At 68.9% G+C, this 22,718-nt stretch carries 20 protein-coding genes; 14 read left to right on the forward strand and 6 right to left on the reverse strand.

The annotated features are described in order from the left end of the window. Positions 1–14 precede the first annotated feature (14 nt). The 4 genes from ACFYTS_RS10140 (at position 15) to ACFYTS_RS10155 (ending at position 5,974) form a co-directional block, all read left to right on the forward strand. A complete protein-coding gene (locus ACFYTS_RS10140) occupies positions 15–1,151 on the forward strand; it encodes a BTAD domain-containing putative transcriptional regulator (RefSeq protein WP_387302625.1) in 1,137 nt (378 codons plus the stop codon). A 101-nt stretch (positions 1,152–1,252) separates the two neighbouring features. Further along, on the forward strand, positions 1,253–3,925 hold the full coding sequence (locus ACFYTS_RS10145; RefSeq protein WP_387302628.1) for an alkaline phosphatase family protein: 2,673 nt from the start codon (positions 1,253–1,255) through the stop codon (positions 3,923–3,925). A gap of 82 nt (positions 3,926–4,007) precedes the next feature. Next, positions 4,008–5,243 carry a cytochrome P450 gene (locus ACFYTS_RS10150; RefSeq protein ID WP_357280227.1) on the forward strand — a complete coding sequence of 412 codons (1,236 nt, stop codon included), beginning with the start codon at positions 4,008–4,010 and terminating at the stop codon, positions 5,241–5,243. Between the two features lie 161 nt (positions 5,244–5,404). Continuing rightward, positions 5,405–5,974 carry a helix-turn-helix domain-containing protein gene (locus ACFYTS_RS10155; RefSeq protein WP_357280225.1) on the forward strand — a complete coding sequence of 190 codons (570 nt, stop codon included), beginning with the start codon at positions 5,405–5,407 and terminating at the stop codon, positions 5,972–5,974. An 18-nt stretch (positions 5,975–5,992) separates the two neighbouring features. Here the strand turns inward: ACFYTS_RS10155 and ACFYTS_RS10160 are convergent, their stop codons facing one another. Next, positions 5,993–6,910, reverse strand: coding sequence for an alpha/beta hydrolase (locus ACFYTS_RS10160; RefSeq protein ID WP_387302633.1), 918 nt, complete (start codon positions 6,908–6,910; stop codon positions 5,993–5,995). A 5-nt stretch (positions 6,911–6,915) separates the two neighbouring features. Further along, the gene (locus ACFYTS_RS10165; protein WP_387302636.1) at positions 6,916–8,379 is read right to left on the reverse strand and encodes a flavin-containing monooxygenase; all 1,464 of its coding nucleotides are present in this window, start codon (positions 8,377–8,379) and stop codon (positions 6,916–6,918) included. Positions 8,380–8,519: 140 nt separating this feature from the next. Here ACFYTS_RS10165 and ACFYTS_RS10170 point away from each other — a divergent pair, with 140 nt between their 5' ends. After that, complete coding sequence (locus ACFYTS_RS10170; protein ID WP_357280219.1) at positions 8,520–9,560, forward strand: NAD(P)-dependent alcohol dehydrogenase; 1,041 nt, start codon at positions 8,520–8,522, stop codon at positions 9,558–9,560. Positions 9,561–9,569: 9 nt separating this feature from the next. Here ACFYTS_RS10170 and ACFYTS_RS10175 read toward each other — a convergent pair whose 3' ends face one another. Then, positions 9,570–10,502, reverse strand: a complete 933-nt coding sequence (locus ACFYTS_RS10175; protein ID WP_387302639.1) for an alpha/beta fold hydrolase — start codon at positions 10,500–10,502, stop codon at positions 9,570–9,572. A 24-nt stretch (positions 10,503–10,526) separates the two neighbouring features. Between ACFYTS_RS10175 and ACFYTS_RS10180 the strand changes: the two genes are divergently transcribed. Beyond that, positions 10,527–11,279 carry a hypothetical protein gene (locus tag ACFYTS_RS10180; RefSeq protein WP_387302641.1) on the forward strand — a complete coding sequence of 251 codons (753 nt, stop codon included), beginning with the start codon at positions 10,527–10,529 and terminating at the stop codon, positions 11,277–11,279. A gap of 1 nt (position 11,280) precedes the next feature. On the opposite strand, the gene ACFYTS_RS10185 is transcribed toward ACFYTS_RS10180, so the two are convergent. Continuing rightward, the gene (locus tag ACFYTS_RS10185; RefSeq protein ID WP_387302644.1) at positions 11,281–12,153 is read right to left on the reverse strand and encodes a hypothetical protein; all 873 of its coding nucleotides are present in this window, start codon (positions 12,151–12,153) and stop codon (positions 11,281–11,283) included. A 288-nt stretch (positions 12,154–12,441) separates the two neighbouring features. Between ACFYTS_RS10185 and ACFYTS_RS10190 the strand changes: the two genes are divergently transcribed. Together ACFYTS_RS10190 and ACFYTS_RS10195 are read left to right on the forward strand one after the other, a co-directional pair. Next, positions 12,442–13,899: an APC family permease gene (locus tag ACFYTS_RS10190; RefSeq protein ID WP_387302646.1), complete on the forward strand. Its 1,458-nt coding sequence runs from the start codon at positions 12,442–12,444 to the stop codon at positions 13,897–13,899. 147 nt (positions 13,900–14,046) lie between these two features. Continuing rightward, positions 14,047–14,334 (forward strand): hypothetical protein, encoded by a 288-nt coding sequence (locus ACFYTS_RS10195; RefSeq protein ID WP_357092367.1) that lies wholly within the window; start codon positions 14,047–14,049, stop codon positions 14,332–14,334. Positions 14,335–14,392: 58 nt separating this feature from the next. On the opposite strand, the gene ACFYTS_RS10200 is transcribed toward ACFYTS_RS10195, so the two are convergent. Together ACFYTS_RS10200 and ACFYTS_RS10205 are read right to left on the reverse strand one after the other, a co-directional pair. Beyond that, on the reverse strand, positions 14,393–15,043 hold the full coding sequence (locus tag ACFYTS_RS10200) for a DUF305 domain-containing protein (protein WP_387302648.1): 651 nt from the start codon (positions 15,041–15,043) through the stop codon (positions 14,393–14,395). 89 nt (positions 15,044–15,132) lie between these two features. Further along, positions 15,133–15,612, reverse strand: coding sequence for a DUF6153 family protein (locus ACFYTS_RS10205; RefSeq protein ID WP_387302650.1), 480 nt, complete (start codon positions 15,610–15,612; stop codon positions 15,133–15,135). 106 nt (positions 15,613–15,718) lie between these two features. On the opposite strand from ACFYTS_RS10205, the gene ACFYTS_RS10210 reads away from it, so the two are divergent. The 6 genes from ACFYTS_RS10210 to ACFYTS_RS10235 all read left to right on the forward strand — a co-directional run bounded on the left by ACFYTS_RS10210 (position 15,719) and on the right by ACFYTS_RS10235 (position 22,658). After that, complete coding sequence (locus ACFYTS_RS10210; RefSeq protein ID WP_387302652.1) at positions 15,719–16,636, forward strand: ribonuclease Z; 918 nt, start codon at positions 15,719–15,721, stop codon at positions 16,634–16,636. 58 nt (positions 16,637–16,694) lie between these two features. Continuing rightward, the gene (locus ACFYTS_RS10215) at positions 16,695–18,371 is read left to right on the forward strand and encodes a DUF885 domain-containing protein (RefSeq protein ID WP_387302654.1); all 1,677 of its coding nucleotides are present in this window, start codon (positions 16,695–16,697) and stop codon (positions 18,369–18,371) included. Between the two features lie 113 nt (positions 18,372–18,484). Next, positions 18,485–18,976, forward strand: coding sequence for a hypothetical protein (locus ACFYTS_RS10220; RefSeq protein WP_387302657.1), 492 nt, complete (start codon positions 18,485–18,487; stop codon positions 18,974–18,976). Between the two features lie 72 nt (positions 18,977–19,048). Next, positions 19,049–20,476 (forward strand): MDR family MFS transporter, encoded by a 1,428-nt coding sequence (locus ACFYTS_RS10225; protein ID WP_357280199.1) that lies wholly within the window; start codon positions 19,049–19,051, stop codon positions 20,474–20,476. Between the two features lie 92 nt (positions 20,477–20,568). Continuing rightward, on the forward strand, positions 20,569–21,717 hold the full coding sequence (locus ACFYTS_RS10230; protein WP_387302660.1) for a class I SAM-dependent methyltransferase: 1,149 nt from the start codon (positions 20,569–20,571) through the stop codon (positions 21,715–21,717). Between the two features lie 14 nt (positions 21,718–21,731). Further along, positions 21,732–22,658: an LLM class F420-dependent oxidoreductase gene (locus ACFYTS_RS10235; RefSeq protein ID WP_387302892.1), complete on the forward strand. Its 927-nt coding sequence runs from the start codon at positions 21,732–21,734 to the stop codon at positions 22,656–22,658. Positions 22,659–22,718 lie beyond the last annotated feature (60 nt).

Here is a 22,718-nt window from a genome sequence, read left to right on the forward strand (position 1 = left end):
GCGGGAGGTCGGCGATGGATGGAGTGCGGGCGGGGGTGGGCGTGCTCGGTCCGGTGCAGCTGACCATCGACGGAGTGGCGCAGCAGCTGGGCGGGCCCAAGCAGCGGGCGGTGCTGGCCTACCTGGCCATCAACGCCAACCGGCCGGTCTCGGTGGACGCGCTGGCCAGTGCCGTCTGGGAGGACAATCCGCCGCCCGACGTGCGGGTCAGCCTGCACGCCATCGTCTCCAACCTGCGCAAGCCGCTGCGCGACGGCGGCATCGACGCCCGGACCATGCTCCAGCACATGGGCACCGGCTACCGCATCGTGGTCGAGGACAGCGCCTGCGACGTCTTCCGCTTCCGCACCCGCCGCGAGAACGGCATGCGCGCGCTGGCCGCGGGACGCTTCGTCGCCGCCACCGAGGCCCTCTCCGACGCCCTCGCGCAGTGGCGCGGCCCGGTGCTGTCGGATCTGCGCGGGCTCGGCTTCGCCGACGCCTACGCCGTCGCCCTCGACGACGAGCGGATCGGCGTCATCGAGGCCCGCGCCGAGGCCGATATCGCGCAGGGCCGCGCCGAGGGCGTGGTCGCCGAACTGAACTTACTGGTCCGTGACCATCCGCTGCGGGAATCGCTGTGGGAGCAGCTGATCACCGCGCTCTACATGACCGGCCGCCAATCCGACGCGCTGGAGGCGGCCCGCCGCCTGCGCGGCATCCTCGCCGAGGAGCTCGGCATCGATCCCGGCCACCGCATCCGGGACCTGGAATCGCGCATCCTGCGCCAGGACCCGCTCAGCGTGCGCCAGGTCGCCGCCGCCTCGGCCACCCGCGCCACCACCATCGTGGACCGCAGCTGGCACGAACCGCAGGCGCTGCTGCGCGACCGGTCCGGGCACGTCCACCCGGTGGTCGGTTCCACCACCCGGATCGGTCGCCTGTCCGATAACGACATCGCGCTCGCCGACGGCCGGGTCAGCCGCCACCACGCCCTGCTCATCGACAACGGTCACACCTGGGTGATCAAGGACCTGCACTCCTCCAACGGCGTGTATGTCAATGGTGCGCGCATCGTGGACAGCGGGTTATTGTCCGACGGAGCGGTGTTGCGCATCGGCGACACGGAACTGGTGTTCGTGCTGGTCCGCACCGATGACAGCACCGGTTGAATTAACTGACCCTTCACCGGTGAGCCCCCTCACCGCCACGAATCCCCAAGGTCGGTCGGCGATCCTCGAGATAGCCGTTCCGATGCTCATTAGGGGATGCCATGGATCGGAGGCGTTTTCTGAAGCACGCCGCGCACGCCGGTGGCGCGGCCGGAGCCATGTCGATGCTCCCGCCGAGCCTGGCCCAGGCCTGGGCCGAACCCGCCCCGCCCGGCGGCTGGGACCGCATCGAGCACGTGGTGATCCTGATGCAGGAGAACCGCTCCTTCGACCACTACTTCGGGTCCATGCCCGGCGTCCGCGGGTACGCCGACCTGAACGCGCTGCAACTGTCCACCGGCCGCTCGGTCTTCCACCAGCCCGACGGCGGCCGCGTCGTCCTGCCGTACACCACCACGCTGCAGAACATCGACGGCACCGACCACGGAACCCGCACCGGCCACGACGCTTTCGCCGCCGGCCGCAACGACGGCTGGATCAGGGCAAAGGGCGAGGGCAGCATGGTCGGCTACGACCGCGACAGCCTGGGCTTCTACTACCAGCTCGCCGAGGCGTTCACCCTCTGCGACGGCTACCACTGCTCGGTGAACGGGCCCACCGACCCCAACCGCATGTACCTGTTCACCGGCACCGTGGAAAACCCGCTCGCCCTGGACAATTACGCGGAGAACCTGCAGGTCTCGCTGTTCTCCGACGACCTGAAACTGCGCTGGATGCGCAGCCTGCCGGTCACCGGCATCGTGGACGGGGTCCTGGGCCTGGTGCACGGCCTGACCGGCGCGCTCCCGCCGCCGGTGGCCGCCGCGCTGGCCGGACTGGTCGGGCCGCGCACCGGCAACCTGTTCCTCTACGATGCCCTGCTCAGCCCCGACGCCGGGCGCTACGTCAACGACATCATCTTCGGCCTGCCCTGGACCACCTACGCCGAACGACTCCAGGACCGCGGCATCGGCTGGCGCGTCTATCAGGAGTGGGACAACTACACCGACAACGCGCTCGACTTCTTCCTGCCGTTCCGCGAGGCCGCGCGCACCGCGCTGAAGTACACCAACGGCGGCCGCGCCGTCGCCTTCGAGAACTTCTTCCGCTACTACTCGGACCTGGAACGGGATCCGAGCCTGGAACCCGCCTACGCCGCCGCCCTGAAACGGGGCATGGACGAACTGTCGGCCGGGCAGCGAGCGCTGGTGGAGCGCGGGCTGTTGCGTTCGCGCACAGGAACTCTGGTGGAATCGTTCCGCACCGACGTGGCCACCGGGCGACTGCCCACGGTGTCCTGGATCGTCGCCCCCTACGTCGACTGCGAACATCCGGTGATGGGCCCGCGCAATGGCCAGGCCCTGGTTCGCGGGGTGCTGGAGGCGCTCGCCGAACACCCGGACGTGTGGAACAAGACAGTCTTCATCCTCAACTACGACGAGAACGACGGGTACTTCGACCACATCCCGGCCCCGACCCCGCCGCCGGGCTCCCCGGGGGAGTATTTCGGCAGTCACCCTGTCGGCCTCGGCGCGCGGACCCCCGCGATCGTCGTGTCGCCGTGGAGCAAGCAGGCGGTCTCCTCCGAATTGTTCGACCACACCTCGGTTCTGAAGTTCCTGGAACGCGTCACCGGCGTGGCCGAGCCGAATATCAGTCCATGGCGGCGGCAGATGTGTGGCGACCTGTCCGCACTGTTCGACTTCGGCTCCCGGCGCACCCTCATCCTGCCGAACGCCTCACCCCGCACCGAGCAGTCGATGTCCGGTGCAGCGCAACCGCTTCCGTTCGTACAGCGGATGCCCAAGCAACAGAGCGGCAGCCGGCCGCGGGTGCCGCTGCCGTATCGGTTGCAGGTGCGCTGTGCTCCCGGGGCCGACGGCGGGATCACGCTGACCATCGACAATGGCGGGACCGCGGCGGCGCACTGCCTGGTGTACCCGAACGCTTTCGCCACGGATTTCACGCCGACCCGCTTCGACCTCACCGGCGGCGGCTCGGTCACCCACGACCTACCGGCGGTGAACGGCCACTACGACTACACCCTCTACGGCCCGGACGGGTTCCAGCGCCGATTCGGCGGAGATCTCGGCGGACCGTGCGGCGGGCTGCGGGTCACCGCCACCGCCGCGGGCTCCGGTCGGCGCAAACTGGCGTGGACATTCGAAAACCCTGGTGAAAAGCCTGTTTCGGTGCGGGTGGTCTCGAACGCCTACCGCGGCGACGGGCCCTGGACCATCGACATCGCCGCCGGGGCGACGGAGCGCCGGGACATGCTCTGCGAGAGCGAGGCCGAAGGCGCGGGCTGGTACGACCTATCGGTGTCCGCCGCTGCCGACGCCGGATTCCTGTGCCGCGTACGCGGATTCGTGGAGACCGGCGCTGTGGGGAAGACCGCCGACGACGCCGCGCCCTTCACCCGGCTGCTGCTGGACCGGTCCCTGTACGAGCCCGGCCGAGATCTCGTCGTGAGTTACGGCCTCGCCGAGGCGGTGGCCGGGCACCGGCTCGCCGTCTACGCCGATCCCGGCGGATTCACCACCGCCGTCCCCGCGACGCCGGTGCTTCGCGGCCTCGCCCTGGGGAACGGGGTGACCCGGGACCAGGTGGTCCTCGGCGTCACCGAGCAGGCGTCCCCGGATGCCGCGAGCACCCCCGTGGCGGGCGTGCGGCAGGTGGCCGTGATCGACCCCGGCCCGCGGCTGGGACCGCTGCCCACCGGCTCCTACCTGCTGCATCACCTCGATGAGGCGAGTCGTCCGCTCGCGCATCCGGTGCGTTTCCGGGTGCTCTAGTACCGACCCGACCGCCTGGTACATCGGGATAACTTTGCAACAGGTTCTAGACATCTTGTGTGTTTTGTCTTACCGTCGGTTCATGAGTTCAACGGCGTCTCATGCGGTGCGATTCGAATTGCGGTCCGGGGAGACCTGGCGCGATCCGTATCCCATGTATTCCCAACTGCGCGACCATGATCCGGTCCACCGGGTCGTCCCCGAAGGTCGTGAATCCGACGACTTCTACGTCCTGACCCGGCACGCGGACGTGTACGCGGCCGCCCGCGAACCCGAGAACTACTCCTCGGCCTCCGGACTGACGGTCGACTACGTGGACCTGGTGGCCGCTGGCTTCGGTGCCGCCAAGCCGTTCGTGTTCATGGACCCGCCCGACCACACCGACTTCCGCCGCCGCGTCTCACCGGGATTCACTCCCCGCCAGGTGAATTCGGTGGAGCCCGCGGTGCGCGCCTTCGTCGTCGAACGCATCGAACGGCTGCGCGCGGCCGGTGGCGGCGACATCGTCAAGGAACTGTTCAAGCCGCTGCCCACCATGGTGGTGGCGCACTACCTCGGTGTGCCGGAACAGGATCGGGGCCGCTTCGACGACTGGACCGAGAATATCGTCGGCGGCGCGGTCGCCGGGGCCGGACTGGCCGCGGGTGACCAGAACGCCTTCACCGCGGTCGGGGAGATGGTCGGCTATTTCAGCGAGCTCATCGACCGCCGCCGCAAGGAACCCGGCGACGACACCATCTCGCACCTGCTGGCCTCCGGGCTGGGTGAGGACGGCGACAACGAGGGCCTGCTGGCCATGCTCGGTTTCGCCTTCACGATGATCACCGGCGGCAACGACACCACCACCGGAAACCTCGGCGGCGCGGTGCAACTGCTCACCGCCTTCCCCGACCAGCGTCGCCTGCTGGTCGAGAACCCGGCGCTGATCACCGACGCGGTCGAGGAATTCCTGCGCATGACCTCACCGGTGCAGGGCCTGGCCCGCACCGCCACCCACGACATCGAACTGCACGGCGTCACCATCCCCGAGGGCCGGCGGGTGCTGCTGTGCTACGGGTCGGCCAACCGCGACGAACGCGAATTCGGCCCCACCGCGGCCGAACTCGACGTGCGCCGCAACCCCAAGCGGATCATGACCTTCAGTCACGGCCACCACCACTGCCTGGGCGCGGCCGCCGCGCGCATGGTCGCCCGGGTGGCACTGGAGGAACTGCTGTCGCGCTGCCCCGACTTCACCGTCGACCTCGACGCGGTGCAGTGGGCGCACGGCAACTACGTGCGCTGGCCGATCTCGGTGCCGTTCCGCGCACAGGCCTGAGACTCCGGGCCGTCCGCAGCCTCGGACGGCCCGGTTGCACCGCCCGCGTATCGCGCGGGCAGAGTGTGAGGGAACGGGTCCGGCGTCAATGTCGCCACCGGACCCGTGACCGGAACACGGGACGCGCGAACGGGTCCGGATCGGATGGGAAGGGACACCGCATGAGCCGAGACTGGCTGGCCGACGGACGGGCCGACCTGGCCGCCGAACGCATTCTCGACGCGGCCGCGCGCCTGTTCGCCGAGCGGGGCGTCGCCGCGGTCGGCATGGGCGATATCGCCAAGGCGGCCGGATGCTCCCGCGCGACCCTCTACCGCTACTTCGAGAACCGCCAGGCCGTGCGTCTGGCCTTCGTGCACCGCGCCACCCGCCGCATCGCCGCGGGGGTGTTCGAGCAGGTCGCCGCCGTCGAGGATCCGGGCGAACGGGTGGTGGCCGCCATGCTCGGCTCGATTCGCGCGGTCCGCGCCGACCCCATGCTCATCGCCTGGTTCCGGCCTGGCGAATCCGGCGCGGCCGGGCGGATCAGCCAGGACTCCGACGTCATCGAATCCATCGCCGCGGGCCTGTTCGCGCCCACCCCGCTCACCGATCCGGAACGCAGCCGCCTGGCTCGCTGGCTGACCCGGATCATCGTGTCCTTCCTCGCCGCACCCGGCCGCGACGACGCCGAGGAACGCGCCATGCTCGAGGAATTCGTGGCGCCGGTGGTCAGCCGCGCTTTCGTCTGAGCCCGCGTTCGGCTCTGGTCAGCGGCCGGTCCGGTGGCCGAGGTGATGACCGAAGAGACGGTCCGACAGCATGGTCGCGAGATCGTCCACCGCCTCGCGCGCTACCCGCATCGGCAGCACATGGAAGACGTGCCAGAGATGCGGAAACTCGCGATGCCGTAGGGGCGCGGCGACTTTCGCGGCGAGCGCGGCGAACTCCCGCGCGTCTCCGGCGAGCAGATCGTCACCCGCCGAGTGCATCACGATCGGCGCGAGACCGGTGATGTCCCGATACAGCGGGGAACGAGCGTGCCGCTCCTGCTCCGGAACACCGGGCAGGTACGCGTCCATGAACTGCGCCATCAGCGGCGGATTCAGCAGCGGCTCCCGGCTCGGATCACAGTGGAACGCCGAAGAACTCGCGGACAGATCCAGCACCGGGCAGATCAGTCCCAGGATCGCGGGCTGCGGCTGATCCTCGTCGCGCAACCGCATCGCCAGATCCAGCGCCAGCCCGCCACCGGCCGAATCGCCCACCACGGCAATGCGTTCAGCCGGAATGCCCTGCGCCAGCAGCGCTCGATAGGCCGCCACCGTGTCCTCGATGGGTGCGGGGTACGGGTGCTCGGGAGCCAAGCGGTAGTCGAGGGAGTGGACCGTCGTGCCCATGGCCGCCGCCAGCGCGCCGGTCAGGGGTCGGACCATGCTCGAGTTGCCGATCACATAGCCGCTGCCGTGCAGATACAGCACCGCCGCGTTGGCGGGAGCCGCACGCGGGGTGAGGGTTTCGACCGGTACGCCGCCGAGTCGACCGGCCGTGACGGCGACACCGCGCGGCGCGCGGGCGAAGGCGGTGCTCGCACCGACCCGTGCGCGTACCCGGTTCCAATCCGGGGCCGGGCCGAACATCCAGTGGCCGATCAGGCGGGAAACGAAGCGCCACAAGGCTTTCTGCACGATCATCACTTCCCGCTCGGAATACTGTGCTTCAGATGGTAGTCCACCGGATCGGGCGTGCCGCGGATCAGCTTCTCGTAACGGCCCGGCGTCCACGGCCACAGCTCCGGCAGCCCGTCCTTGCCCAGGTACCAGCTGGTGCAGCCGGTGGTCCACACCGTGCTCGGCGCGGCGGCGCGCATGCGCGCGTTGTAGCGGTCGGTGGCGGCGTGGGTCGGCTCGATCGTCGTGAATTCACCTGCGCGCCAGCGTCGCAGCCAGCTCACGATGCGCGCGGACTGCGCCTCGGCGACCGCGGTCAGCGGGTGGTTGGCGAAGGGGCTGTGCGGGCCCACCAGCATGAACAGGTTGGGGAAGTCCGGCATCATGACGCCCTCGAAGGCGCGCGGCCCGTCTGCCCACGCCTGGTCCAGGGTGCGACCGTGGGCGCCCGTGATCGCCATCGGGCGCATGAACGCGTGCGAGTCGAATCCCGTTGCCAATACCAGGATGTCGAGCTCGTGCAGGCGTCCGTCCGCGGTGGCCACACCACGCCCTTCGACGCTGTCGATGTGCTCCGTCACCAGCGTGACATCGGGACGCTGCACTGCCTTGTAGAAGCGGTCGGAGACCACCAGCCGCTTGCACATGGCCTGGTAGTCGGGCGTCAGCTTGCGGCGCAGTTCGGGATCCTCGACCGAGCGCAGATGGCGTTCCACCACCCACTGGATCAGCTTGCGCACCCACCCGGGATGCGCCAGGCCCTGCGAGAACACCGCGAACGCCCCGCGATTGAACCAGTAGGGGACCACGCCCAGGGCGGGCGCCAGCTGGTACAGCCGCTTGGCCGCCTTCGTGTACGGACGGTTCACGGTCGGCAGGATCCACTGCGGAGTGCGCTGGAAGAGCCGGACCTCCGAGGCCACACCCGCGAGCGCGCCCACCAGCTGGGTGCCGGTGGACCCGGTGCCGATGACGCCCACCCGTTTCCCGCGCGGCTCGACCTCGTGCCGCCAGCGCGACGAATGCATGACCGGGCCGTCGAACTCGTTCAGCCCGGGGATGTCAGGCCGGGTCGGGTGGTGCAGGAAACCCGTTGCGCACAGCACGAAGTCGAAGCGTTCCGTCGTGCCCTCGGACGTGGTGACCTGCCAGCCGTCGTCGTCGAACACCGCGCCGGTCACCTCCGCGCCGAAGCGGGTATTGCGGTCCAGACCGTGCTCGCGCGCCACCCCGACCAAGTAGTCCTTGATCTCCGGTCCGGCCGAATACAGCTGCGTCCATTCGGGATTCATAGCGAACCGGAACTGGTAGTACCGCGACGGCACATCGCACACCAGGCCCGGATAGCTGTTGTCGCGCCAGGTCCCGCCGTAGTCGTGGGCCTTCTCGAAGATGGTGAATTCGGGGAATCCGGCGCGCTGCAGGGCCACGGCCATGCAGATGCCGGAGATTCCGGCACCCACGATGGCGATCCGCGGTGAGTTCATGGGACGGGAGCCTAGACATGTGTCTTTCGGGCCGGGATGGGTTTGACGGATATCGGTAGACATTCCGTCATTCGCTAGACACTGTGTAAAGCGACTGCTACTGTGTGCGCCAGGTCACAACATCTAGGCAAGGAAGCACGATGCGCGCACTCCAGTGGACCGGCCCGGAAAAGGTGCAGATCAACGACATCCCGGTACCGGACATCGGACCCACCGACCTGCTGATCAAGGTCGGTGCCGCGGGCGTGTGCCATTCGGACCTGACGCTGGTCAACTTCCCCATCCAGTTGCGCGAGGACCCGCTCACCCTCGGCCACGAGGTCGCGGGCACCATCGAGGCCATCGGCTCCGACGTGAACGGCCGCGAGATCGGCGAACGCGGCCTGGTCTACCTGTTCTGGACCTGCGGCGTCTGCCGGGAATGCGTGAGCGGCAACGAGAACGTCTGCCTCGCCGCCGGCCGCGTCGCCATGCCGCCCACCCCGGGCCTGGTCCTCGACGGCGGCATGGCCGAATACATGCGGATCCCGGCCAGCGCCTTCGTGCCCATCGGCGACCTCGATTTCGTCCAGGCCGCTCCCGTCGCCGACGCCGCCCTCACCGCGTACCACGCGATTCGCGGCGCCCGGGAAGCCCTGCGGCCCGGCGGCACCGTCGTCGCCATCGGCATCGGCGGGCTCGGCCACGTGGGTGTGCAGATCCTGCAGGCCATCTCAGGCGTCCGGGTGATCGCGGTCGACCAGGCCCAGGAGAAGCTGGACCTGGCCCGCGACTGCGGCGCCGACATCGGCTTCCTCTCCGGCGCAGACACCGCCAAGCAGATCCTCGACCTCACCGACGGGCGCGGCGCGGACGCCGTGTTCGACTTCGTCGGCGTCGACGCCACCGCCAAACTGGCCTGCGAGACCGTCGCCCCCAACGGCGCCTACCGCATGGTCGGAATCGGCGGCGGCGCACCGGAGATCACCGCCGGACCCGCCGGCGGCCCGGGCTGGCCCTGGGGCGCCACCGTGCGCAAGTCGCTCGGCGGTACCCGCGGCGACCTGCACGCCTGCGTGGCGCTCGCGCAGGCGGGCAAGATCCACATGGAGGTCGAGCGCTTCGACCTCAACGACGGCCCGGAAGCCCTGCGCCGCCTGGACGCCGGGCACATCCGGGGACGCGCCGTCCTGGTGCCGTAGACGACGACATCAATCCTCAGCGGACCCGATCTCGCCGAGGAACTTCGCGACCCGCGCCGCGATCTCGTCGGGATACTCGCCGTTGATGGCGTGCGACGCGTCCGGCCACACCTCGAACTGGCCGCCGGGCACCAGCTTTCGCGCCCGGTCCGCCAGCTTGCGGGAATTGTGCACGATGCTGCGGCCGGCGAAGATGCCCAGATACGGCTGGGCGAGTGCCGAAAGCTGTTCCCGGGAAATCCGATTCGTCATCGGCAGGTACGCGGCGAAGTCCTTCATGCCCGACGCGATCAACCGCCCCTCCGGCATGTCCTGCGGCGCGGACACGCCACCGGAGATCCAGCTCAGCAACGAATTGCGCCACTTCTCCGGCATGCCGGGCAGCACCGAGCCCAACGAGATGACGATCATCTTCCAGGTCATCGCGCCGAACACGAACGGCGCGTCCAAGGTGATCAGCGACGCGACCCGCTCCGGGTGGCGCACCGCCAGATTCACCGCCGACCACCCGCCGATCGACACCCCCAGCACGTGCACGGGCCGAGACTCCAGCTCGGCCAGCGCTTCCGAGAGCCAGGTCGCCTGATCCGCGTCATCGGTCAACCGCTTGGACTGCACGCTCAGGCCCGGCTCACCCAGCAGGTCCAGCGTGATCACCGGCCGCACCGCCATCAATCCGGGCAGATTCGCGGCCCACAGGGGAGTCGAGGCCTGGCGGCCCGGCAACAACACCAGTGGCGTCGTGTCCCCGTCGCCGAAACGATAGGCCCGCACGACGCCGAAACTCGTCGGCACGTCGATCGTCTCGCGCACCGGCGGCAACTGCTCGAACCCGTCCTGGTACGCCTGCGCGTACCGCCGATACCCGGCCGTCTCGCGGAAGTACCCGACCCGCTTGCCCTTGAACTTCGGACCCACGTTGCTCTCGGGAAACTCGACCATGGAATCCAGGTTAATCTCCACAGTATGGGGAGGCTCTGGCCGATGCTGGCCATCACGACATGCACGCTGCTCACCGCCTGCGGGTCCGGCGACACCATCGCGGATCCGCAGGCTCCGGCCAAAACGCCTCCGGCGACGACGGTGGATGCCGCGGCCCTGCCGATGTGCGGTGACATCCCCGGCGCGGGTGCGGGCGCACACGAAGTGCTGCCGGATTGTCGATTGACCTCTCGCGACAGCGCAGGGCTCTCGTTCATCGTGCGGCACAAGGCGAGTGCCGAAGGCTACGACCGGACGAACGTCGATGTCCTGGGGAGCGACGGAAAATCCCTGCAGAATCTGTACGTCCGGGACACCGAGGTGCCCGCCGAGCCCTACCTGGCCGACCTGGACGTCGACGGTCGCGACGAGCTGATCGTGCCCATCTCCACCGCGATCGTGGGGAACTCGAACTACGTCGTCTTCCGGCCCAAGGCCGGCAAGTCCGAATTCGTCGAGGCCGGACGCGTTTTCGGCATCGGAGTCGATCGCACGGCGAGCGGCTACATCGCGGGCATGGCCAAGAACGGTCCCGCGGACAAGTACATCGAATTCCAGAAGTTCGTCGGATCGAAGCTGGTGTTCGTCGCGGAGATCATCCGGACCTACGACAAGGACGGTCACAGCACCTGCCGCGTCGACGACGAAAAGGGCGTTCCCGAGTCCGAATTCAGCGATGAGGAAGTGGTCCGGCGCTTCTGCGGTGAGCAGCTGCTGCGCCCGGCCCCGGTCGGCTGATCTACTGCAATCCCGCGATGCGGCGGTGTAGCCAGCGGCGGGCTTCCGCGTCCCGGGCGTGCGCCAGAATCTTGCGGCGGGCGCCCGGGGAGAGCGCGGACAGCAGGTGGGCCAAGCGCTTCCGGGTATCCCAGCTGAGCAGGTAGCGGACCGCGCCCGCGGTGGCGCGGTCGTCGGCCAGCTCCACCGCTCGCGCGAAATCGGCCTGGTCCTCCAAGAGGAGGAACCGCGCCGGAATGCGTTCGTGCGCAGGGTATCCCGAGTACCTCCCGGTGCCTCCGGCGAACCAGGCGCACAGTCGCAGGATTCGATCGACGGGATCCGGGTATGCCATGAGGAGCAGGGCGCGGGTCTCCTCCACCTGGGGTCCGGTCAGACCGCCGCCGGTGGTGGACGTATCCAGGAAGAGTCCGGCGAAGGGTATGAGCGGTTCGGGAATCTCGGCCACCCAGCCGTATGCGATGCGGTCGCTCTCGGCCTGGCGCTGCTCGGCCGCGCGGAACTCCTGCAGCGGCACCGGGACGCCGCGCACCGCCAGCCATTCGAGTGAGCGCATCCCGTCCGCGAGCCGCGCGTCCTGCGGCCAGCCGGGCCAGCGGACCGAGTAGCCGTGATGCAGGGTCACGGAGGTGAGGGGGCGTTCGTCGGCGTCGAAGAAGTCGAGCGCCACATCGCCCCAGCACATGCACACGAAGCCGGGCAGGTCGGCGACCCGCAACGCCTCCCGCAGCGCTCGCACCGCAACCGGGTCGCGCTCCTCGATCAGGGTCGGCGCGTCGCCCGGCATCTCGCGGACCCGGACTCCCCGGGCGCCGGCCAGCACCCGGTCCAGCGCTTCAGGATCACCGCCCGTGGCCTGGCCCCCGTCACCCATACCGAAACAGTAATCCGACCCGACGGTCCTCGGCGTGGCGCGGTGACGGCACGCAGGGACCTTATCGTTGTCCAGCCAGTTGCTGAACTGGTACGTACCAGCCGATGCTACGGTTTCGTGTGATGCCGATAACTCCGGCCACCAGCGACGGCACACCGGCCGGGAGCCTGCCGGTGACCGATCGGTGAGAACTACTTTGTTGCCGAGAAGCCAGATTTAGGAGAGATAGTGGCGCTATCGGACTCCCCGCGAGACACTGCAGGTCCCGCTGCCCCGCGCGGAAGCGGATTGTTCCGGACCAAGTCGGTCGAACAGTCGATCCGCGACACCGACGATCCGGACGCCAAGCTCCGCAAGGATCTGACCTCGTGGGACCTCACGGTCTTCGGCGTCGCGGTCGTGGTCGGCGCGGGCATCTTCACCCTGACCGCGCGTACCGCGGGCAACATGGCCGGGCCCGCCGTCTCGCTGGCCTTCGTGTTCGCCGCCGTGGCCTGTGGCCTGGCCGCCCTCTGCTACGCGGAATTCGCCTCGACCGTGCCGGTCGCGGGCAGCGCGTACACCTTCTCCTACGCCACCTTCGGTGAGCTCATCGCCTGGATCATCGGCTGGGACCTGATCCTGGAATTCGCGCTCGGCACCTCGGTCGTGGCCAAGGGCTGGTCGCAGTACCTCGGCACGGTCCTGAACACCCAGCCCATCTGGCACATCGGATCGGTCAAGTTCGACTGGGGCGCGGTGCTGCTCATCGCCATCCTCGGCGTGCTGCTGGCCATGGGCACCAAGCTGTCCTCGCGCGTGTCCGCGGTCGCGGTCGCCATCAAGCTGGCCGTCATCGCCCTGGTGGTCGTGGTCGGCGCGACCTACTTCAAGGCCTCCAACCTGAAGCCGTTCATCCCCGAATCGGTCCCCAATGCCGACAGCGGCGCGAGCGCGGTGCACCAGACCCTGTTCCAGCTGGTCACCGGCGGCGGCAACAGCCACTTCGGCTGGTACGGCCTGCTCGCCGCGGCCTCCATCGTGTTCTTCGCCTTCATCGGCTTCGACGTGGTCGCCACCGCGGCCGAGGAGACCAAGGATCCCGCCCGCAATGTGCCGCGCGGCATCCTGGGCTCGCTGGCCATCGTGACCGTGTTGTACGTGGCCGTGTCGCTGGTGCTCACCGGAATGGTGTCCTACAAGGACCTGCAGGGCAACGACGCCACGCTCGCAACGGCTTTCGCCATCCACGGCGTCACCTGGGCCAAGAACCTCATCTCCATCGGCGCGCTGGCCGGTCTGACCACCGTCGTCATGGTGCTGTTCCTGGGCCAGACCCGCGTGCTGTTCGCCATGGCCCGCGACGGCCTGATGCCGCGCAAGCTCGCCCACACCGGCTCCAAGGGCACCCCGGTCCGGATCACCGCCATCGTCGGCGTCGTCTGCGCCGTGCTGGCCGGTTTCGTCGACTTCGGCACGCTCGAGGAAATGGTCAATATCGGCACACTGTTCGCGTTCGTGCTGGTGTCGGTCGGCGTGGTCGTGCTGCGCCGTTCCCGCCCCGACCTGCCGCGCGGGTTCCGGGTGCCGCTGGTGCCGCTCATCCCGATCCTGTCGGTGCTGGCCTGTGCGTGGCTGATGTTCAACCTGTCGGTGGAGACCTGGCTGCGGTTCGTCATCTGGATGGCGATCGGCATGGTCGTGTACTTCGCCTACGGGCGCCGGCACTCGCTGCTGAACGGCCGGGAAGCCAAAACCGGTAGCTGATCGGGCGCTCAGGTTCGGTGCTGGTGGTGTGTCGTCCCGGATTCACCTCCCGGAATGCGGTTCAATTGCTCTCGAATAGTGAGAGTTGTGCCACAAGTTCCGCCCATCAGCACCGCTTCAGCATCCCGAGAGGAACCGATCGTGAGCATGCTCCTCGCCGTGCATGACGCTTACACCTCGGTTGTCGCGCAGATCGGCAACCCCACCCCGGAGACGCCGCCGGTGGCGGACAAGCTGATGAAGCTGGTCCGCTACTTCACCTGGTTCACCATGCTGTCCGGCGTCACCGCCATCACCTACGGCGGCGGCCGGTTCGCCTGGGAGAAGTGGAGCGGCGGTGGGCTCGAGTCACCGAAGATGGTGGCCGGGGCCATGATCGGCGGCGCGACCGCCACCAGTGCCGGCACGATCATGAACGCCGTGATCGGCAGCTGACGGAAAACCACCGAACGGGTGCGCCGGAAACCCGGCGCACCCGTTCGTGTTTCGAGAACTAGCCCTGCGCCAGCATCTTGTTCATCTTATCGATCTCCTGCTGCTGGGCGGAGACGATCGCCTGCGCCATGGCCTTGGAGTCCGCGTTGGAGCCCTGCGCCAGTTCGGTGTTCGCCATGGTGATCGCGCCCTTGTGGTGCTCGATCATCATCTGCATCCACAGCTTGTCGAACTCGGGGCCGGACAGGCTCTCCAGCTTCGCCATCTGATCCTTCGTCATCATGCCGTCCATGCCCGCGTGGCCGCCCATATCGGCGGACGGGGCGGGCTTGCCGAAACTCCGCAGCAGCGTGGTGATCTGCTGCATCTCCGGGGTCTGCGCCGCCTCCACCGCCTTGGCCAGGGTCAGTAGCTCCTGGTTCTGCGAGCGGGTCGGCACCAGCTTCGCCATCTCCACGGCCTGCGCGTGATGCGGGTACATCATCTGCAGGAAGGTCACATCGGCGTCGTTGAAGTCACTGCGGGTCGCCGCCTGCGCCGAGGTGCTGGTCTGGCCGTGATCCATGCCGGGCATGGTCCCGTGATCCATGGCCGCGGTCGTGGTGGTGGCCTTCGAGCCGTCGCTGTCATTGCTGCCGCAGCCCGCCGCGACGAGCGCGGTGGCGGCGGTGGCGGCGATCAGGACGAACTTGATACGGGTGCTGAACATGGTTGAACTCCTTGGGGTTTGGTGAATGATCCGGATCCGGGCATGCCGAAGTCCGCGTCCGCGCGAGGTAACGCGGCGCGGCGGGCCCATCAGATCCGCAGAATCGCCAGGTCGGCCAGGGAGAGAACCGTCCACGGAGGTGGACGGGCGGGGAATCCGCGCGGGTGGCGCGGGGTCGAGACGAGCGTGTCGCGGCGGCCGGGACCGGCCCAGGCCAGCAGTGCCAGCCCCAGGCCGAGCAGCAAGGCCGTCAGGACGAACAGGCAGCCGTGCATACCGGCGTGACCATCACCGCAGTCGCCGCCGCAGCCCGGTGCGGACATGGACTGATCCATGGCCGCCAGCACGGCGATCGGTGCGGCTTCCAGCAGCGCGTCGGGCAGGGAAATCGGCTGGTCGTGCGAATCGGCCATCGCTGCCGGTGCGCTCATGGCGGGATCGGAGTCGTGGCGCATGCCGTCGTGGCTCATGCCGAACACGAGGGCGTGCATGGCCACCAATCCGGCCAGCAGTGCGAGCAGCCCGAAGGCCCGGATGAACCGGGTGCCGGGGGACCGTTGCGCGACCACCCGGACATTCTACGCACGCGGGTCATACCCCCTCGCGGTATCTCCGCCGGGACGCGCCGGTCTCGCCGCCGCGAGGATCGGCGGGCCGGCCGGTAGCCTGGCGGCCGTGTCACAGCGCGAACTGGTCATTCTCGGAACGGCCAGCCAAGTACCGACCAAACAGCGCAACCACAACGGCTACCTGCTGCGCTGGGACCGCGAGGGGCTGCTGTTCGACCCGGGGGAGGGCACCCAGCGGCAGATGAGCTTCGCGGGCGTGGCCGCCAGCGGCATCACCCGCATCTGCGTCACCCACTTCCACGGCGACCACTGCTTCGGTCTACCCGGCGTACTCGGCCGCATCAGCCTCGACGGGGCGCTGCACCCGGTGGACGTCTACTTCCCCGCCTCGGGCGAGGTCTTCTACGAGCGGCTCGTCGACTCCTCCGCCCACAACCGCCAGGTCGAACTGCATCCGCACCCGATCGCCGACAACGGCGCACTCCCCCCACCGGGAGCCGATTTCACCCTGCGAGCCGCCCGGCTCTCGCACCCGGTGGAGGCGTTCGGCTACCGCCTCGACGAGCCCGACAGCCTCCGCTTCATCCCCGAACGACTGCGCGAACTAGGCCTGTCAGGTCCGGTGGTCGGCGAACTACAGCGGCGCGGTGCGGTCGAGATCGGCGGCCGCACCGTCACTCTCGACGAGGTGAGCGAGGCCCGCCCGGGCCAGAGCTTCGCCTTCATCATGGACACCCGCCTGTGCGACGGTGTGTACGACCTGGCCCAGGGCGTCGACATGCTCGTCATCGAGGCCACCTTCATCGACGCCGACGAGAAGCTCGCCGTCGAATACGGCCACCTCACCGCGGGCCAAGCCGCCCGGGTCGCCGCCCGTGCCGGCGTCCGCACCCTCGTTCTCACCCACTACTCCCAGCGCTACCGCACCCTCGACCAGCATCTCGCCGACGCCCGAGCCCATTTCGACGGCGAGATCGTGGTGGCCGAGGACCTCATGCGCATCCCGGTGCCGCCCCGCCGCTGAGGGTGCGAAGTTTCGCGGCGCCCCCGCCGCCGGGGCGGGCGCGGGCATGATGGTCGGCATGGACGCGCACAAGGAGCTCATCGCACTCGCCGACCGGTACTGGGACGCCATGCTGGAGTCCGCGCCCAGTGAGGCGACCCTGTTGGGGGACAGGCGATTCGATGATCGGATCGAGGATCTGTCGGCAGGGGCGGAGGAGCGGTTGCTCGGCACCTGGCGGGGGCTGCTGGCCGATGTGGACGCGTTGGACGCGGCGGGGATGAGTGCGGAGGACCGCACCACGCGGAGTCTGCTGCGGACCGAATTGGCGTCGGCGGTCTCGTATCTGGAGTGGCGGCCGGTGGAGATGGCCTCGGATCAGATGACCGGGGTGCACTCGGCCATGTTGACCATGGCGCCGCAGGTGAACGCGCCCGCGCCGGAGAATGCGCGCAATCTGGTGTTGCGGTATCGGCAGTTCGGCACGCTGATGGGGCAGGCCGTGGAGCGGTTCCGGGCCGGGCTCGCCGCGGGGCGGACGCCCGCGCAGATCACCATCGAGCGTTCGATCAATCAGCTCGACGGGTACCTGTCCGCCGATCTGGCCGATGATCCGTTCGTCACCCTCGCGGGTCCGGCGGACTGGGATGGTGAAAGTGCTTGGCGCGCAGAGCTGACCGAGGTCGCGCGCGATGTCATCCGTCCCGCGTTCGCCGCCTACCGGGAGGCGCTCGACACCGAACTCCGGCCGGTCGCCCGCCCCGACGAGCGGCCCGGCCTGTGCTGGCTCGGCGACGACGGCGCGGACATCTACCGCCGCCTGCTGCAACGGCACACCACGCTGCCCGACCTCGGTGCGGACGAGATCCACCAGCTGGGCCTGGACGAATTGGCCGGGCTGCGGGCGGAATACGAGGAGATCGGCGGGCGCGAACTCGGTCTCACCGACCAGACCGCCATCTTCGCCCGCCTGCGCGAGGACACGGCGTTGCGCTACACCGACGCCGCGGACATCATGTCCGACGCCCGCGCCTGCCTGGCCGCCGCCGAGGCCGAGATGCCCCGCTGGTTCGGCCGCCTGCCGCGCCAATCCTGCGATATCCTGCCCGTTCCCGACTTCCTCGCCGCCGACGCGCCCGCGGCCTACTACTTCCCCCCGGCCGCCGACGGTTCCCGCCCCGGCGCGTACTACGTCAACCTGCGCGAGCCCGGCACCCGCAATCGCTACGAGACCGCGGCCGTCGCCTACCACGAGGCCATTCCGGGCCACCACCTCCAGCTCACCATCGCCAACGAGCTCGACCACCTCCCGGCTTTCCAGCGAATGTCGTTCTCCAACACCGCCTTCGTCGAAGGCTGGGCGCTCTACACCGAACGCCTCGCCGACGAAATGGGCCTCTACCCCGACGATCTCGCCCGTATCGGCATGCTGGCCGCCGACTCCTGGCGCTCCTGCCGCCTGGTGGTGGACACCGGCCTGCACGCCAAGGGCTGGACCCGCCAGCAGGCCATCGACTTCATGGTCGCCAACGCCCCCGTCGGCGTCGAGGAGATCCGCGTCGAGATCGACCGCTACATCGCCATGCCCGGCCAGGCGGTCGCCTACAAGGTCGGTCAGCTCGAGATCCGCCGCCAGCGCGCGCAGGTCGCCGAGCGCCTGGGAACCGCCTTCGACATCAAGGCCTTCCACGACAAGGTTCTCGGCGCGGGCTCGGTCAGCCTGCCGGTCCTGCGAGATCTGGCGGCCGAGCTCTAGCCGAGCCGGGTGACCGGCTGGAGACCCCAGAAACAGGGGCGTGTAGAGACCTGTACTTCAGATCAGGATTCGCGGTGGGAACGGAGCGTCGTCGAAGAGAAAGGGTTCCCACTGTGGGTTCTCCCAGTGCGCACCGAGGCCGCCGAATCGGCTGGGGTACGGCGGGATTCACCGCCGCGATGGCCATGATCACGGCGGGTGCGCCCACCGCATCGGCCGAGATCCTGGCGTTTCGCATCATCGGCGCCGAAAACTATTACACCGGAACCGCGTACACCGTCACCGCAAGCCTGAACTACAGCGACGCGGACAAATGGGTGAGCTTCTACGACAACGGCCGGTGCGTTACGGGCACGGAATCGGCGCACGTCGGCGACAGCGAGATGCGGCCATGGGCCAGCATCACGTGGGTCCCGGCGACGGCCGGACATCACGTCCTGTCCGTCGAGTACGCCGGGCAGAAGATGACGGTCGCTGTCGACGTCCAATCCGCACCCGCGGGCAGCACCCCGGCCACGCCGCCCGCGACATCCCCGTGCGGACTGGCAGGTCAGCTCACCTCGGGCAGCGCTGGATGGTCGTGGGGCAGCGCCAGACTGTTCTGACCCCGCGGGAATAGCGGCCCGGGCGCTGCGTTCGACTCGTTGGTGAGTCGGGTCGTGGAGAAGGGGTTGCCGGTGACGGCTACGGATGTGAAGTCGTCGATCGGATTGCGGTCGGAGCGGGGGCCGATCCTGGCCGCGTTGATGTTGTCGACGTCGCTGGTGGCGCTGGACTCCACGGTGATCGCGACCGCGGTGCTCACCATCACCGACCAGCTCGGCGGATTCGCGCAGTTCCCTTGGCTGTTCAGCATCTATCTGCTGGCGCAGGCGGTGACCGTGCCGATCTACGGCAAGCTCGCCGACATGGTGGGGCGGAAACCGGTGATGCTGTTCGGAATCGGGGTGTTCGCGCTCGGGTCGCTGCTGTGCGGGCTCGCCACCAGCATGCTCGGGCTCATTGTCTTCCGTGCGGTGCAGGGCATCGGGGCGGGCGCGGTCAGCCCGATCGCGATGACCATCGCCGGTGACGTCTACACCGTGCAGGAACGCGCCAAGGTGCAGGCGTACCTGGCCAGCGTGTGGGCGACCTCCTCGGTGGTGGGTCCGCTGCTGGGCGGGGTGTTCTCCGAATACGTCAGCTGGCGGTGGATCTTCCTCGTCAACCTGCCGCTGGCCGCGCTGGCCGGCTGGATGATCCAGCGCAAGTTCACCGAAAGCGCTCCGCGGCAGAGCCATCGGATCGACTACCTGGGAGCGGGGCTGCTGACCGTCGGTGCGGGCGCGCTGATTCTGGCGCTGCTCGAGGGCGGGCAGGCATGGGCCTGGGATTCGGCCGCCAGCCTGGCGCTGTTCGGCGGCGGCGCGGTGACGCTGGTGGCGTTCGCGCTGGTGGAGCGGCGGGCCGCGAATCCGATTCTGCCGCTGTGGATTTTCACCCGCCGCGTGGTGGTGGCCAGCAGCCTGGTCTCGCTGCTGGTCGGCGCGATCCTGCTGGGGCTCACCTCGTATGTGCCGACCTTCGCGCAGGGCGTGCTGGGAAGTGGCGCGATGATCGCCGGACTCACCGTGGGCGCGCTCACGCTCGGCTGGCCGCTGGCGGCGTCCCAGGCCGGGAAGGTCTACCTGCGCATAGGGTTCCGATCGACCGCCATGATCGGCACCGTCCTCGCCACCGTGGGCGCGGCGTCACTGCTGCTGGTGGGCACAGGCTCGAGCCTGGCCCAGGTGGCGATCGGCTGCTTCATCGTCGGGATGGGCATGGGCCTGGTCGCCACCCCGACCCTGATCGCGGCGCAGTCGCAGAGCGAATGGTCCGAGCGCGGCGTGGTGACCGCCACCAATATGTTCGCCCGCTCGCTGGGCAGCGCGGTCGGGGTGGCCGTGTTCGGCGCGGTGGTCAACGCGCGCCTGGGGAACGCCGATCATCCGGCCGCGGCCGATCTCGCGCCCGCGGTGCATCTGGTCTTCGTCGGCGTGGCCCTGATGGCGGCGGTCATGATCGCGGCGGCCGCGTTCATGCCGCGGGGTGAGGGGAGCGCGGCGGAAATCCATTCGGCGTGAACGGGAATTGCGCGCCGCTCATTCCATTTCGGAAAAAGACCACCGGTGGTGCCGAATGGAATGGTCCGGCAATGATCTAGCACACTGTAGGTGTGGTTGAGGTCGAGGACGTATTGCGCCGGTTGCGCCGGTATCCGGATGTCGAAGCGGTGAACCTGTACGCGGTCGATGCCGCTGACCGGCTCATGCTGGATGTCGCCGCCGATTCGCTGGCCGCCGTCGGCGACCAGCGGGTGGCGGTGATCGACGACGGCTACGGCGCGTTGACGCTCGGCGCGATCGCCGCGCACGACCTGCGTGGTGTGCGCGTGCATCAGGATTTGCTGACCGGAGAATTGGCGCTCGCCAACAATGCCCGAATTGTCGGACTATCCGATCGCTATTCCACCGAGGAATTGGGCCCGGACCTCCTCACGGATGTACGCGTTGTGCTGTGGCGGTTGCCGCGGGCCCTGTCCGGCCTGGCCGAGACCGCCGACGCCATCGCGCGTTTCGCGCTGCCCGAGGTGGAGGTCTTCGCCGGCGGCCGCGACAAGTACCTGACCCCGGCCATGAACGAGGTGCTCGCCGAATCCTTCGGCTCGGTGCGCGCCAGCCGCGGCCGCCAGAAGTCCCGCATCCTGCTCGCGGCCGAGCCCAAACCCGTTGGCGAACCCCGTTTTCCGGTGCGCAACCGCCTCGACGAACAGGACTTGGAGGTGGTCGCGCACGGCGCGGCCTTCTCCGGCCCGCGCCTGGACATCGGCACCCGCTTCCTGCTCGACCACCTGCGCCGGATGAAGCCCGACGCCCGCGACGCCATCGACCTGGGTTGTGGCACCGGCATTCTCGCGGTCGCCCTGGCCAAGGCCCGCCCCGGCATCCGGGTAACAGCGACCGACCAGTCCGCCGCCGCCATCGCCTCCACCCGCGCCACCGTCGCCGCCAACGATGTCGCCGACCGGGTCACCGTGCTGCGCGACGACGCCATGTCCAGCGCCCCCGACAACAGCGCCGACCTGGTGCTGTGCAATCCGCCGTTCCACATCGGCGCGGCCGTGCACACCGGTTCGGCCATCAAGATGTTCCAGCAGACCGGCCGCGTCCTGCGGCCCGGCGGCGAACTCTGGACCGTCTACAACACGCACCTGAACTACCGCAGCGTCATGGAGCGCATGGTCGGCAGAACCGATGTGATGGGCCGCAATCGCAAGTTCACTGTGACCCGGTCGGTGTGCGGTCTGCGCGACGCCGAACAATAGGGTTCATGGGACGAATCGATCTTCGAATCTTCACCGAACCCCAGCAGGGCGCGTCCTACGACACCCTGCGCACGGTCGCCAAGGCCGCCGAGGACCTCGGCTACGACGCCTTCTTCCGCTCCGACCACTATCTGAAGATGGGCGACGCGGACGGCCTGCCCGGCCCCACCGACGCCTGGATCACCCTGGCCGGGCTGGCCCGCGAGACCAGCCGCATCCGGCTGGGCACCCTGGTCACCTCGGCGACCTTCCGGCACCCGGGCGTGCTGGCCATCGAGGTGGCCCAGGTCGACGCCATGTCCGGCGGCCGCGTCGAATTCGGTTTCGGCGCGGGCTGGTTCGAGGCCGAACACGCCGCCTACGGCATCCCGTTCCCGGCCGAGAAGTTCCCGCGCTTCGAGGAGCAGCTGGCCATCGTCACCGGCCTGTGGTCGACGCCGGTGGGGGAGACCTTCTCCTTCGCGGGCGAGCACTACACGCTCACCGATTCCCCAGCGTTGCCCAAGCCCGCGCAGGACCGCGTCCCGGTCATCATCGGCGGTATGGGCGCCAAGCGGACCCCGCGCCTGGCCGCGCGGTACGCGACCGAGTTCAATGTGCCGTTCCAGTCCGCCGAGGCCAGCGCCGAGCAGTTCGATCGGGTCCGCATAGCGGCCAAGGACATCGGCCGCGATCCCGCGGACATCACCTTCTCCAACGCCCTGGTCGCCTGTGTCGGCGCGACCGATGCGGAGGTGGCGCGGCGCGCGGCCGCCATCGGGCGCGAGGTGGACGAGCTGCGGGCCAACGGCCTGGCGGGCAGCCCGGACGAAGTGGTCGACAAGCTCGGCCGCTACGCGGAGATCGCCGGGACGCGCCGGGTCTACCTGCAGCTGCTGGACCTGTCGGATCTGGACCACCTGGAGCTGATCGCCACTCGTGTGATGGGTCAACTGACCTGATCCTTCGGTAAAGCTGAGGTAAAGTCCGTTCAGTCCGATCTGTGGGGTTCGGGAACTCCG

This window comes from Nocardia sp. NPDC004151, from assembly GCF_042874235.1.
Lineage (GTDB): Bacteria > Actinomycetota > Actinomycetes > Mycobacteriales > Mycobacteriaceae > Nocardia.

Coding starts and splice junctions, on each gene's coding strand:
- ACFYTS_RS10200 (WP_387302648.1), bottom strand. CDS start 15,043: ATGTTCAGCACCCGTATCAAGTTCGTCCTGATCGCCGCCACCGCCGCC.
- ACFYTS_RS10180 (WP_387302641.1), top strand. CDS start 10,527: ATGGGGAGGCTCTGGCCGATGCTGGCCATCACGACATGCACGCTGCTC.
- ACFYTS_RS10150 (WP_357280227.1), top strand. CDS start 4,008: ATGAGTTCAACGGCGTCTCATGCGGTGCGATTCGAATTGCGGTCCGGG.
- ACFYTS_RS10175 (WP_387302639.1), bottom strand. CDS start 10,502: ATGGTCGAGTTTCCCGAGAGCAACGTGGGTCCGAAGTTCAAGGGCAAG.
- ACFYTS_RS10145 (WP_387302628.1), top strand. CDS start 1,253: ATGGATCGGAGGCGTTTTCTGAAGCACGCCGCGCACGCCGGTGGCGCG.
- ACFYTS_RS10155 (WP_357280225.1), top strand. CDS start 5,405: ATGAGCCGAGACTGGCTGGCCGACGGACGGGCCGACCTGGCCGCCGAA.
- ACFYTS_RS10140 (WP_387302625.1), top strand. CDS start 15: ATGGATGGAGTGCGGGCGGGGGTGGGCGTGCTCGGTCCGGTGCAGCTG.
- ACFYTS_RS10215 (WP_387302654.1), top strand. CDS start 16,695: ATGGACGCGCACAAGGAGCTCATCGCACTCGCCGACCGGTACTGGGAC.
- ACFYTS_RS10185 (WP_387302644.1), bottom strand. CDS start 12,153: ATGGGTGACGGGGGCCAGGCCACGGGCGGTGATCCTGAAGCGCTGGAC.
- ACFYTS_RS10165 (WP_387302636.1), bottom strand. CDS start 8,379: ATGAACTCACCGCGGATCGCCATCGTGGGTGCCGGAATCTCCGGCATC.
- ACFYTS_RS10195 (WP_357092367.1), top strand. CDS start 14,047: ATGCTCCTCGCCGTGCATGACGCTTACACCTCGGTTGTCGCGCAGATC.
- ACFYTS_RS10170 (WP_357280219.1), top strand. CDS start 8,520: ATGCGCGCACTCCAGTGGACCGGCCCGGAAAAGGTGCAGATCAACGAC.